The 13,810-nt window shown below is 68.1% G+C and carries 6 protein-coding genes; 3 read left to right on the forward strand and 3 right to left on the reverse strand.

What is annotated here, in order from left to right:
• Positions 1-9: 9 nt before the first annotated feature.
• Positions 10-1,404: an amino acid permease gene (locus BLU54_RS00745; RefSeq protein WP_091903575.1), complete on the reverse strand. Its 1,395-nt coding sequence runs from the start codon at positions 1,402-1,404 to the stop codon at positions 10-12.
• An 847-nt stretch (positions 1,405-2,251) separates the two neighbouring features.
• Here BLU54_RS00745 and BLU54_RS00750 point away from each other — a divergent pair.
• Positions 2,252-3,652, forward strand: a complete 1,401-nt coding sequence (locus BLU54_RS00750; RefSeq protein WP_091903576.1) for an MFS transporter — start codon at positions 2,252-2,254, stop codon at positions 3,650-3,652.
• A gap of 72 nt (positions 3,653-3,724) precedes the next feature.
• On the opposite strand, the gene BLU54_RS00755 is transcribed toward BLU54_RS00750, so the two are convergent.
• Positions 3,725-7,969: a hypothetical protein gene (locus tag BLU54_RS00755; protein WP_091903577.1), complete on the reverse strand. Its 4,245-nt coding sequence runs from the start codon at positions 7,967-7,969 to the stop codon at positions 3,725-3,727.
• Between the two features lie 843 nt (positions 7,970-8,812).
• On the opposite strand from BLU54_RS00755, the gene BLU54_RS00765 reads away from it, so the two are divergent.
• Positions 8,813-11,275: a hypothetical protein gene (locus BLU54_RS00765; protein ID WP_091903579.1), complete on the forward strand. Its 2,463-nt coding sequence runs from the start codon at positions 8,813-8,815 to the stop codon at positions 11,273-11,275.
• 187 nt (positions 11,276-11,462) lie between these two features.
• Here the strand turns inward: BLU54_RS00765 and BLU54_RS00770 are convergent, their stop codons facing one another.
• On the reverse strand, positions 11,463-12,668 hold the full coding sequence (locus BLU54_RS00770) for an MFS transporter (protein WP_091903580.1): 1,206 nt from the start codon (positions 12,666-12,668) through the stop codon (positions 11,463-11,465).
• Between the two features lie 155 nt (positions 12,669-12,823).
• Here BLU54_RS00770 and BLU54_RS00775 point away from each other — a divergent pair, with 155 nt between their 5' ends.
• Positions 12,824-13,615 carry an enoyl-CoA hydratase-related protein gene (locus BLU54_RS00775; protein WP_235837731.1) on the forward strand — a complete coding sequence of 264 codons (792 nt, stop codon included), beginning with the start codon at positions 12,824-12,826 and terminating at the stop codon, positions 13,613-13,615.
• Positions 13,616-13,810: the final 195 nt, after the last annotated feature.

Here is a 13,810-nt window from a genome sequence, read left to right on the forward strand (position 1 = left end):
GCGCCGCGGTCAGCGCTGGCCGGCCAGCTTCGACCGGCTGCGTGCGTAACCGAAATACACGCCAAGCCCGATCGTCAGCCAGGTGAGGAAGGCGAGCCACGTTACCGGCTTCAGGTTGAGCATCAGGAAGCCGCATGCTGCCACCGCCAGAATCGGCACGAGCGGCACGCCCGGGCAGCGGAAGGCGCGCGGCAGTGCCGGATGTGTGCGGCGCAGGACCAGCACGGCGATGGAGACCATCGAGAACGCCGCGAGGGTGCCCATGTTGATCACTTCGGCCAGTACGTTGAGCGGCACCAGTGCACCGATCAGGCCGAAGACCAGTCCAACCGACCAGGTGGCGAGAAACGGCGTCGCGAAGCGGGGATGGAGTCTGGACAGGCGGGCGGGCAGCAGGCCGTCGCGCGACATGGCATAGATGACGCGGGTCTGGCCGTAGCTCATCACCAGGATGACAGTCACCATCCCGAGCACCGCGCCCAGATCGATGAACCCCGCCACCCAGTTCTGTCTGGCCGCTTGCAGCGCGTACGACACCGGATGCGAGGTATTGGCGAATTCAGTGTACGGCACGATGCCAGTCACGACGCCGGCGACTGCCACGTACAGCGTTGCGCAGATCAGCAGCGACGCCGCGATGCCCACTGGAATGTCGCGCTTCGGATGTTTCACTTCCTCGGCCGCGCCCGACACCGCGTCGAAGCCGATGAAGGCGAAAAACATGATCGCCGCCGCCCCGAACACGCCGGACCAGCCGTGCGGCATGAAAGGTTGCCAGTTGCGAGGGGTGACATGGAATGCGCCGACGCCGACGACCAGCAGCACGACGCCGACCTTGATGGCGACCATCAAATTGTTGACACGGCTGGACTCCTGCACCCCGATCGACAGCAGCGTGGTGATGAACATCATCACCAGGAACGCGAGCAGATTGAAGCAGGTGGTCTGGCCCGGCACCGCGCCCGGCGCCGCGGTTAGTGCAATCGGCAGTGCAATGTCGAAACCGGCCAGCAGCGATTGCAGATAGCCTGACCAGCCGACCGAAACCGCCGATGCCGCAAGTCCATATTCGAGCATCAGATCCCAGCCGATGATCCATGCCGGCAGCTCGCCCAGCGTCGCATACGAATAGGTGTACACCGAACCGGCCACCGGAATCGACGATGCGAATTCGGCATACGCCAGACCGGCGAGGCAGCAAGCGATCGCCGCCACCACGAAGGCAATGGTCAGCGCCGGCCCGGCCTGCGTCGCACCGGTGCCGGTCAGCACGAAGATCCCCGTGCCGATGATTGCGCCAATGCCCAGGAAAGTCAGATCCACCACCCCAAGCGTCTTCCTCAGCCTGACACCCCCCGCGCCGTCGAGCATGCACTCAACGGTCTTTCTTCTGAACAGTGACATCGCAAACGGTCTCCTTTACATGCTGGAACCCGTATCTTGGCGATGACAAAATTCGGACCACTATGAAAATATGTGACGACCTTTCAGCAGTCACCGCGTTGCGGCCGGATCTCGCGTCATCCGTTTGGCGAGCAACGTTCCGGGCTTGGTGTCGCCCGTCTCCGTTCGCCAGTCGCGCGCCGGTTTCGACCCGGCCTGGCCGTCCGCGCCTTGCGACGCTCGTCGCTCCTGGCTCGTCGCTGTTCGCTACGTCGGGACGCCAGATGACCGCTGCTCCGGTTGCCTGATCGCGAACGCTTTCGATTGCGCCAAGGACGGGGCGCTGGCTGGCTGGCCACGCAAGGCTGGGCTGCACCGGCGGCCGGGTCGCGGCATTGCGCTGAGCTCCGGTCGTGTCAGGCAGACGATTCGCCATATGCGGCGTGTGAGCGGTTGGCATCGCACTGCGGAAGGCGTCATGGGCCACCTTGCCGAGCGCTCCGAGCGCACGGCCTGCCGCTCGGAAGCACGGATAGCGAGATACCCTAAGCATGCAAAATAACGCTTGAAATTAACGGCGCTTCTCACTAATTTCGCACTATATTGCAGTCAGGCACTTGAAAGACAACGCTGACAAAGCGGACGTTGGTCGCGACACGTGTCCGCGGCGCGGACGTGTGCGTGCCCACGGACATGCGCGTCGCGGCAAATCCGAGTCACCGCGGGGTCGACCGACAACGCGCGCCAGTGTCGTGTCGCTGGTCGGCCCGATGGGCCGCGCGCACGGTCGGCCGCCCGACGCGGACCACGCTCGCTTTTTTCGACTCCCGCGCTTCGACGGGAGCCTATCGACGATGGAGACAACGTCATGCGTCAGGTCGATGTACTCACGGTGGGCGATGACGCCCGCTTCAACCGCTTCCATGCGCGCATCCTGTTCTGGTGCGCGCTGATCATTGTCTTCGACGGCTACGACCTCGCGGTAGCGGGTATTGCATTGCCATCGATCATGAAGTCGATGGGCGTGGATGCGACGGCCGCCGGGGTCATGGTCAGTTCGGCGTTGTTCGGCATGATGTTCGGCGCGATCGTGATGGGCATGGCGGCCGATCGTCTCGGACGTCCACGCACGATCGCGCTGTGTGTGGCGCTGTTCAGCATCTTTACCGCAGCGGCCGGGTTGAGCCCCGATCCTGTCACCTTTGCGGCGACACGCTTCCTCGCCGGGCTCGGCATTGGCGGCGTGATGCCGATCGTGGTCGCGCAGATGACCGAATACGCGCCCAAGCGGTTGCGCAGCACGCTGGTCACGCTGATGTTCAGTGGCTATTCGGTCGGCGGTGTGGTGGCTGCACTGCTCGGCAAGGCGCTGATCGAACAATATGGTTGGCAGTCCGTCTTTCTTGCGGCGGGGCTACCCGTGCTGTTCGTGCCGCTGATGCTGCGCGGCCTGCCCGAGTCGAAGGCCTTCCTGCTGCGACAGGGCCGGCTCGACACGCTGCGCGGTGTCGTCCGATCGCTCGAGCCGTCGTATCGCGTTTCCGGTGACATGGTGTTCGCGTCGTCGAACACGACGACCGCTGCCGGTGCACCGATTCGCCGGCTGTTCGATGACGGCCGCGGCCGCAGCACGGTGATGCTGTGGGTCGCCTTCTTCATGTGCCTGTTCATGGTGTACGCGCTCAGCTCGTGGCTGGCAAAGCTGATGGCTGGTGCCGGCTTCACGCTCGGCTCCGCACTCAATTTCGTTCTCGCACTCAACATCGGTGCGATGGCGGGCGCCATCGGCGGCGGGTGGCTCGCCGACCGCTTCCAGATTCGACGCGTGCTGATCGGCATGTATCTGCTTGCCGCCGTGTCGATCAGCCTGCTCGGTTTCAAGATGCCGACGCCGCTGCTTTTCTTCTTCGTGGCGCTCGCCGGGGCGTCGACCATCGGCACCCAGATCGTCACCTATGCGTATGCCGGTCAGTTCTATCCGGCGGAAATGCGCGGGACGGGCATTGGCTGGGCATCCGGCGTCGGTCGCAGCGGTGCGATCCTCGCGCCGATCGTGATCGGCGTACTGGTCGCGATGTCGCTTCCCTTGCACCAGAACTTCCTCGCGATGGCGGTGCCAGCGGTGATCGCGGCGGCGGCGGTGTCTCTGATCGACCATCGCCGAGCGGCCTCGATGACTGCCGCCGCCTCGCCCGTTGCGAGCGCCGTCCCGGGGGTTCTGGAAGTGGCGCTGGCGCACGATGCAGCGGACCGCCGCGGCGTGCTCTGACGCGCTGCAGCCGAGGCCACGCTTCGCGTGGGGCGCCGCGCGGTCCAGGTGCAACGCGGCTTCCAACGGCGGCTAGATTGCGACGCGGATCTGTTTCGCGAGCGGGCCGTCCGGCGAGTCCGTTTCGAACGAGACGAGATACAGTTCGTCGAAACCGTCGCCGAAGCGCAGCGACGTGCCGAACTCCGTCACGCCGCGCATGCCCTCCAGCCGGATCGTGCGGAGCACGGGCGCGATCCAGCCGCCCGCGCCCGCCGTGGCATGTGCCACGTCGAAAAGCAGGATCAGATTGTCGTAGTACAGCACGGCCGCCAACGCCCTGAGCGGGCTGAAGGCGACCGCGCGTAGCTTCGGCAAGTGCGTCACGCCGTTGCGCACGCGTAGGTGGGCGGCGTCGAACGGAAGCTGCACCGAGCGACGTTCGACGGTTTCGTAAAGCACGATCACAGGCAGGCCGCCGTGCTCGTCGGCACGGTAGTAGAAGCATTCGTCCTGTAGCCAGCCCAACGGCTCGCGCACCGTCGCCACCGCCAGACGCCACTGCGCGGTGGGCGTCCAGAAGTCGATGAAGCCGTTCGACTCCATTGGCAGAAGCGCCAGCGCGCCTTCGTCCGACGGCAACGCACGGTAGATCTTCTCCGGGCGTTCGAGCCGGACTGCCGGCTCGATGGCCGTGGCGCCGGCGCGTCGCACGTCGAACAACTCGACGATGCTGACGCCCTTGCCGTCGCGCCCGGGAACGTGGTCAGCGAGCGCAAGTTGCAGGTGGCGGGGCGAGGCAGCGATGGTGTCGAGGACGCGGGGCAAGGGTCCCGACGGCGCCGCCGGCAGGGCGTGCGGGATGCTGGTGCGCACGCGAAGCACGGCGGCCGGCGAGTCGATGAACGCGCCGGGCAAGATCGGCGCGCGCGGCGGCGGTGCGCTGGTCGGCGCGGCACTGCAGCCTTGATCCAATAGGGCTACCGGCAGCGTCGTGGCGCCGTCGGGATGAACGATCTCCAAGCGTCGCACCAGCGCATGCGAAGGCGCGCTGCCCAATACGGTGTCGAACGCGAACAGCCGCTCGCGGCCGACCAGCACGACGCGGTTGTGCTGGTCGACCACCCAAGCCGGCAGCAACGGCGGCGAGTCGATCGGCAAGCTGGCAAAGACCCGCTGTCTGGGCGGGAGCCGCAGCATCGACGGTGCGATGCTGTCCTCGAACGACTGCCATATCGCCAATGCCGGGGTTTCGACTCGACGGAGCAGGCTTACCGAGGGTCGCAAGCGTAGCCGAGCGCCGGGAATGTCGTGACGGTAGCGCGCGGCCTCAAGCAACAGGGCGCGACGCTGGCCCGTGCCGAGGCGGTCCAGCAAGGCGACCTCGCGCAAGCGAGCCAGCAATACCGGATGCGCGGCATGCTCGAACGACGAGGGCGCATCCAGCACGTTGCGCAGGGTCGTGAAGCGGGACGGCGCAAAGAGCGTGGTTGCGCTCTGCCGGAACAGCGTGAGCGGCGCGGCCGCGGTGGCCGGCTCGGCGCGGATCTCATCGGCGAAGATGCCAGTGAGTGGCGGTAGTTGCGAGCCACCGGCGGTGAAACGCATGGCTTCGAGTCGTGCGGCGAGCGCGCACCGCTCCGCCGCGTCGAGCGGTGGGCTGGCATCGTGTGGCGGCGCGCGCTTGACACGCCCGCCGCACAGCGTGTGCACGAGACGAAATTTCTCTGCGGTCTCTTCCGTGACACATCGCGTGCCGGGCATGCAAATCCAGCGTGGTCCGAAACCGGCGCGACCGGTCGGATCCAGCGCGACGTAGCGTGTTTCGTGAGGCGTCGTCTCGATGGCTAACGCGCGCGCGTGGCTGGCTGCCCCGCCCGTTGTCGACGACGGCACTGCCCAGCGTTCGTCCCGTAACAGGCTCGTCAACGCGCCGGACAGCGGTTGCGACAGTAGGACTTCGAGTACGTCGAGCCGCGCCGCGAAGGCCGACAGCGCGTCCGTTTCGAGCAGGTAACCGCGTGCCGCATCGGCATCGATTGTGCGCAGGACCGTGCCGAATGCGTGCATGGCTTGGCGCGTCGGTGCAATGACCGGATGGCGCGCCGTTTCACGCATGGCAGACTGCGCGGTCGCCCACACCAGGTCGTGAGCCAGTGCCGCGCGTCGGCTCAGCGCCGCCACGCCGAGTCGACGCCGCGCCGCGCTCGACACGCCTCGGCCGAACGCGCCGACGGCGCGCGCGGCCGGCTTGATGGCAGGGAGCACTGCGAAGGCGTCGGCAAAGCATGCAACGATGCGCTGGCCGGTGGTTTCGGTCGGTCCGAGCAGACACGTCTTCAGCGGTATCAACGAAGGCAGGAAGTCGAGCATTTCCTCCCATCCCGTCTTCTCCATACCGAGCGCATCGAGGCCTGTTTGCAATTCGGCGCGGCGGCGGTCGGCCAAGCGCGCGCCGAGGGCGGCGAGTGGCTCGTCGGCCCGCTTGCTTACGCCGACACTCCTGCGCGTCACCGTGTAGCCGTCGCCGATCCGGATCGGCGGGCGCTCGAAATAGCGGGCCAGCGCCGGCGCATCGAACGGTAGCTCGCGCCAGTGGAAGGGGTCGGCGCCGCGGTCGAGAACATAGCAGCACGCCCCGTCGGTCGATGGGGGCGAGCCGAGCACGACGACGTCGTGGCGGAGTGCGCGCGGCGCCGGACGCGGCAGCGAACCGCTGCCCGGGAAGCGCACTGCGCGCGGCTCGTGCAGCCGAAGAGTCAACACGTCAACCGCGGTGGCATCGAGGAAGCGCTGGGTCGCCTCCGGCAGGCTCTGCAGGCTCGCCTGCCAGAGTGTGCGCTCCATCTCCGCAAAGCGTTGTCCGAGATCTTCCACCTGCTGCCTGAAGCGTTGTGTGATATCCGGCAGCGTTGGCGAGCGCTCGCGGCAGCGGAAGCGCGCGCCGAGGTTCTTGTACCGCTCGACCAGTTCGCGGTGGCGTCGCGTGCCCGCCGGCTCGGCGCACTCATCGACGATCACCGCACTGGCCATCTCGGTGCGCGTGCGATAGGCCGCCCTTGCCGCTTCGAAGCGCGCTTCCGGGGTTGCCTGCCATGCGCGTTCTGCGGCTTCCGCCAGCCGTTCGCGAAAGGCTTCGTTGGCAACCTGCGTCCGTTCCGACGTGGCCAGCGCGTCCAGCGACACGTCGGGATGGTCGCGCGCATGGGCGAGCCGCGCGGGAAGCGCGAAGCAGGCATCGATGGCTGATGTGGTCGCGTCACTGTCAACCAGCATCAGCGCTTGCCCCATCGCAGTCAAATCGGACACGGTGAGCGAATCCGGCATCTGCCCGGCAGCCGCCGCCAGCAGCGCGCCGCAGTGATGATATGCCCAGTCCACGCTGTAGACGTCTTGTGCCGCCGCTGCGGCAGACTTGTCGGCATGCAGCAGCGCAGGCGACGTCCAGGCGATGATCCGGGTCGCCAGCGCCAATGCTGCGTCGCGTTCCCCGGACGAAGGCGGCCAGTTGGCGAGCGGTGGCGATGCAGCACCGCGGGACGTGTCGACGGGATCGAGCGCGGGCGCATCCCGTTCGGTCGTGAACGCGGCGTCGGGCTGTGTAAAGAGCCGCGTAAAGGGCTGCATAAGCGGCTGCATAAGCGGCTGCATAAGCGGCTGCGTGGAGGGCGTGCGCGCCGACGGCATGGCCGCTTGCCGAAGGCAGCGTAGCAATGTATCGGCGCGCAACGGCGCGGGCGCGTCGCCGGCCGGATCCGGTCCTTCGGATGGCGCGTGCGCGACGGTCCGCGCACACGCCACGGCGAGCGCTTCTGGCGCACTACGGCTTTCCAGCACCACTTCGCGTGCGAACCGGCGCACCAGTCCTTCTGCGTAGTGGCGGTCCAGACGCTCACGATGCCTTGCGCCGAATAACCCGCTCCCCAGCAGAAGGCGCCGCGCCACCCGGCGCAATTGCCGATCGGAGCGTTTGCCGGCTGCCGCGTCGAGGAAAGACAGCATATCCGCGACGACGCTGCGCGCTTCGTCCAGCCCGGTGGTATCCAGCGTCGCACGATCGCGCTGCCGCGCCAGGAAGGCGCGGACGTGGCGAAGTTGCTGGTCCAGCGCCGGCAGCGACAGCGTGATATCGCCTCCGGCGTCTGCCGCGTTCGGCAGGTCGATCAATGGCGCCGGAACGTCGTCAGGCTTCGCAGCGGAGCCACGCGGTGGCGTGGTGGTCGCGCTCACACGCCGCGCGCGATCCAGGGTGGCGGTCCCGGCACCGGTCGCGCGCGCCGCGCGGGCAGGATGCGACGCCGCCGTCCCGGCAAGCAGAGCGAGTTGGTCTTGCGCCACTACGGACCGGGCGGACCGGGCGGACCGCCCGGCCCGCACGTCGGCGTGGCTGCGGGCGCGACTGTTTCGAAGGCCGGCCCGCGACCGGGACGGGCATCTGACGTCCAAGCCGAGCCAGGCGGCCGGCGACGCTCCGGCATGGCTGGTGGGCGAGCACGGGCTCGGCAATGCAGATGAACATCGCCGCACGTGGGGCGGCGTCACGGCTGTCTGAGCCGATCCGTCGTGGTTGGACGGCGCCCCTCGCCGGGTCCGCTGACCGCAAGGGAAATCGCCAGCGTGAGCGGGGCGCAGGTTTGCCGCGAGCAGCAACACGGCGATCAAGGCGGCGCCTGGCCACGCGCACTGGACGCCGCGATGGGGCGGCGGCTTATCGCGACGATGTAGCGTCGGTCCGCGTTGCACGTGAAGACCGATCGCGCGGCGGGCGTCGGTCAGTTGTGACAGACGGCGGTTCGGCATGGCGGACCCTGGGTGTGGCGGAACACGGCGCGCGGCGGCCTGACCGGTTGGATGCCGAAGCAGGAGGCGATCGGCGCGCAGCATCAATGTAGGCGCTTCCAAGTGGCCTTCTGTGGCCTTTTGCGGCCTTCCATGGACTTTCTTAGCCTTTTGGCACGCTTCCGTCGGTGATCGCGCCCGCGCTGCTGCCCGTGGCGGTCGCCGGCATCGTCCGCTTGTCGCCAGCCTGGCGCGCCCGGCAGCGTGAGCGTGCATGGTTTGTCCATGCAGGCGCGGCACGATGGTCACGCGGATACTGGCGATGCAGCGCGACATCGAGCGACGCAGCGCAGCAGCGGTCGTCCGGGGATGTCTGCAACAGCCGAGAGCAAGGAGAGTGCAATGGAATCGACGTTTCCGACCGGGTCCGCGCAGCGATCGTTTGATGCGGAGCGCGTGCCGACTGCCGTGCAACGCGCCGCGGCGCACGGCGCGCACGCCTTGCCACTGACGATTGCCGACCTTCCCGCGGTTCCCGCCGCTGCGTTGGCGCCGTTGTGTATCGGCGCCGCGGAAGGTAGTCCGGAGCTGGAACGCGTCGGGCAAGCGGTGTCGATGGAAGAGGCGGTACAGCTGTCGCGCGCGATGTTCGGCGACCTGGACGGCGCGGTCGAGGAACCGGTCCTGTTCGTGGAAGTCGCCGCCTACAATGCCAGCCCGGCGCGTGCCCTGCTGAGCTTTGCCACTTGGCTGACACTGCGACGCTTCGCCTGCATGCATCCCGCCGGCGTCAACGAATGGGCCCGGCCGTCTCCGATGACGGTGGCTGAGCGCGATGCCGTGGTCGGATTCGAACGCAACCTCGAACGCGCGCTCAAGCGCCTGTCGCTGGTGCGTACCGAGGCCATGCCGCGGGAGAACTTGATGTTTGCGGTCAAGACCATCAGCCGCGCGACGCTGGCCGCGCTGATGGCGCGATGGGCCGCGGCGAAGGAAACGGGCACGGAACCGGAAGTGGTCACCGGTCGCTTCATGACGGCGACCACGAGCGCCGAGATGACGGCGGCCGGCGCCTTCAATCAGCCGGATGGCGCGGAACCACCAGGCTGCATGCCGGCGCAGACGGATCATGTCATCGTGAATTGCGTGATTCGGCGCGTCGACGGCGACGCAGGGGTGGAAACCGGCGCGGTCATGCCCGAACGAGGCGGCGAAGTCATCTTCCCGCCAGGCACACGCTTTCTCGTTTGCGATGTGAGCGGCAACGTCGAGGCGGGCGGACGCCCGACGCTCGTGTTGCGCGCGTGCGCGATGTCCGACGCGCAGCGCTGCGAGTACTTGCGCCGCTCCGATGGCTGTCGCATGCAACGCTCCCGCGTCACCCTTGAGGAGCGCTTCCAGACGCCGGCCGGCGCTCTGATCGAGTTGCGCGAGCTTTGCCTGCTGGCGGCTTGCGAGCCCCGCTGGGCGGCAGAGCGTCTGGCCGAGCGCGATATGCACGGCTATCACGCCGGCAATCGACTGGCGCAAAGCGTGCTCGATCCGGTTATCGGGAACCACGTCGGCGAGTTGGTCGCCCCCTATCTCGAGCTCGTCGCCACCTTGCTGCATCGTGGTGCGCTGTCTCCCACTGCCGCGCTCGACTGGGCGATGCCGACGCTGGATGCGCCGGGCGCGGCGTCGATGGTGACAGCCGCAATCGAGCGTTGCGAGCCAGCCGTGCGCCTGCAGATGCTGGAACTGGTCAGCGCGGCGGCCGTCGCGGAGGCAGCGCAGGCGGCGGGCGAGCGGGAAGCACGTGAGGCGCATCAGGTCCATGAACGGCATGAAGCGTCAGTCATGCACAGGCGCGTCGCCTGGGCAGGCAAGCCCCAGGCACCAGCGCGTGCGCCGGCGGGCATGGGCGCCGACCGGGCAGCCGTGGCTCGCATGGCGAATGCCGACACTTCACCGCATGCCCGCTTCCCGCCGTTCGGCAACACGCTTGGCGGTGGCGCCATGATCGGGTCTCCGTTTCCACCACGGCTCCCGGCTGTAGAAACCGGTGGCATGGCCGAGCGGACCGCGGCGTCGCCCAGCGATTACCTGCGCATCTTCGACGCACAGCTCGCGCGGTCGTTTGTGCAGAAGGAGGAAGCCGCGCTCCGCCTGGCATTGGCGTCGCTGCCACCGAGCGACCTGACGCCGCCGCGAGCCGATTCCGTTGCGGCCGACGCGCAGCGGCTGAGCGCAGCGCTTCGCGCCACCGCAGGCAGCGATCTCCCGCGCGACATGCTCGCCGCTCACCGGCGCACGGCCGCCGGCCTGCCTCGCATCGGTGACCGTGTATCGAGCCCGAGCGGCGATGCAGGTTCGCACGGTGGCGCGGTGCGCGACGGGCTTTTGCGTCACGAGGTGGAGCCGATCGCTCAGGCGTGGCAGGCCACGCCTGATGCGTTCGGACGGGCGCGGGCGGCGCTGCAGCAGGCGCGTCAGCGGCTGGCGCAAGCCCGGCCTGGCGGTGCCCAGGGCGCGTTTCATCGACTACCCGTGATGCCGATGCCGTTGCGTCCCGCCATGACGGCATCGGCAGCAACGCACGATGCACCGTCCGGACCGTCGGGACCGTCGGGTCCGCGCCTGGTTCGCGCGAATGTCGAAGCACCATCCGCGGCGGCGCGCCCATCGTCCACCTCGCATTCGGCATTCGCGTCGGTCGAGCATCAGGCGGTGGTGGCAGCCGAACCTGCCGAACCTGGCGCCTGGGTGGCGCACGAGTGGGACGATGCCCTGCCGCTTCCGGCAGCGCTGGCGAAGCGCCTGCAGGACCTGCGCGACTTCGTCGCGCTGTACATGCATGGGTGGTTGGACCAGCCGCCACAATGAGTTGCGACGCACGTGGCGCTGGCGGTCGCCGGAGGTGGGCCACTGGTGGCTCGGCCGTCGCGGCGACGGCTGATCATCCGCACGCGGGTCCGGCCCCGGCATGGGCGGCAACGCTCGCGCGGTTGGCCTGCCTCCGCCGTGCGCTCCTGCCGAACGAGCCGAACGAGCCGAACGAGCCGAGGTCGGCTCAGTTGCGTACCGTCCGAGCCCGTTTCTCGCGCAGCAGGGCCCAGACCAGCAGCGCGACCAGCGAGACGCCGGTGGCGAGCGCGCATACGCCGGTCCAGCCGATCCGCGGATAGGCGGCGGCCGCGATGGCCGAACCGATCGAGCCGCCAATGAAATAGGCGGTCATGTAGCCTGCCGTCAGGCGGCCGCGCGCCTCCGGCCGCAGCTTGTAAATGACGCTTTGATTGCTGACCTGCAGCGCCTGGATGGCAAGATCCATCACGACGATGCCGATCACCAGCAGCCACAGCGACAGGTGCCCGGCGCACAGCACGAGCCACGACGCGACCAGCAGCACGAGCGCCCAGGTGGTGGCGAGGGCGCCGTGGCCGCGATCCGCCAGCCGGCCTGCCTGGTTGGCCGCGAGCGCGCCTGCCGCGCCGATCAGGCCGAACAGGCCGATGGTCGCGGGCGAATAATCGAATGGCGGCGCGGACAGCAGGAAGGTCAACGCCGTCCACAGCATGGCGAATGTACAGAACGACAGGCCGCCCAGCGCGGAGCGCAGCCGAAACGCGGGCTCTTCGCGAAACAGCGTCCAGATCGAACCGAGCAGGGCGCCGTAGCCGAGACGCTCCGCGGGACGGCCCGGCGGCAGCACGCGCCACAGCGCGATCGCCATTGCGCCGACCGCGACGAAGGCGGCCCAATAGACGATGCGCCAGCTGCCGAGCGCCGCCAGGGCGCCCGCGAAGGTGCGTGCGAGCAGGACGCCGAGCAGCAGGCCGCTCATCACCACGCCGACCGCGCGACCGCGCTGCTTCGGCGACGCCAGGGTGGCGGCAAGCGGCACCAGCAATTGCGCGACGACGGAAAACACGCCGGAGATGGCGGTGCCGAGCAGCAGTTGAGCCGGGCTGGTGGCCAGTGCGGAAATGGCCAGTCCCATTGCCGACAGGGCGGTCATGCCTGAGATCAGATTGCGCCGTTCGAGCCGGTCGCCCAATGGCACCAGGAACAGCAGGCCGATCGCGTAGCTGACTTGTGCGGTGGTGACAATGAAGCCTGCATCGGTGGTGGACAGACCGATTTGCCGTCCGATCACGGCCAGCAATGGCTGGGCGTAGTAGTTCGAGGCGACGGTCAGCCCGGTTGCGACAGCCATGAGCATCAGCAGCCCTTGACGCAACGGCTGTTGCGCGGACTGGCTGGAAGTTTCGGTCATACGAGATTCCCTGCGGATGAGGCGATAGAGGCCGAGGCGAAAGCGGCGCGAGGCGTCACCGTCGTGCGACGATACTTTAGAATGCCGGAGCAGGGCGGCCACCAGCCCCGCCGGGGACCGGGCGCCGCATCCACACCGAATAAAGGAGACTGAACTTGTCCGCCACCCAGACCGCCATCGACGCGCGCGGCGTCGCAACGCTCACTCTGTCGCGTGAGAAAGTTTTCAACGCCTTCGACGAGGAAATGATCGCTGAACTGCGCGAACGTTTCGAGACGCTCGGTGCCGATCCGGCCGTGCGCGTCATTGTACTGGCAGCGGCGGGCAAAGCCTTCTGCGCGGGCGCCGATCTGAACTGGATGCAGCGCGCCAGCAAGAACGGCCCGGCGGAAAACCTCACGGACGCGCGCGAGTTCGCCGCGATGATGGCGACCATTTGCGATTGCCCGAAACCCACTATCGCCCGCGTCCAGGGCGCGGCGTTCGGCGGTGGCGTTGGCTTGGCGGCGGCGTGCGACATCGTGGTCGCCAGTACCGACGCGAAGATCGCGGTCAGCGAGGCCCGTTTCGGCATCATCCCATCGGTGATCGGTCCGTACCTGGTCCGCGCGATCGGAGCGCGCCAGGCCACGCGGCTGGCGCTGACCGCGAGCCGCATCAGTGCCGACGAGGCGCTGGTGATGGGCCTGGTGCACCGGGTGGTGCCCGCTGAGTTGCTCGACGACGCGGTGCTCCGTCTGATCGATGAACTGCTGGTAAATGGGCCGAATGCCCAGACCGAGATCAAGCGCCTGTTCGCCGCGCTCGACGCGTTGCCGCTTGGCGACGAAGCCCGTGAACTGACCGCTCAGACGATCTCGCGCCTGCGCGCGACCGACGAGGCGCGTGAAGGCTTTGCTGCGTTCTTCGAGAAGCGCGCACCAGCATGGGTGCGTGACGGGAAGTAAGCCCGCGCCGGGCGCGACGCGCCGTTCTCTGTTCGGGACGACCACACAGGCGGCGGTCGCCGGACCGGCCATGGCGATGCCGGCAGCCCCGGGCATCTGATCGACCGACTGCCGCCAACGTGCTGCGCCGCCGCTTGCCGTGCGGCCAGCGGGGCGCCGCGCGACCTGACCTCAGGCCTTGCATGGCGCTCTCGG

Source organism: Chitinasiproducens palmae, from assembly GCF_900095735.1.
Taxonomy (GTDB): Bacteria; Pseudomonadota; Gammaproteobacteria; order Burkholderiales; family Burkholderiaceae; genus Chitinasiproducens; species Chitinasiproducens palmae.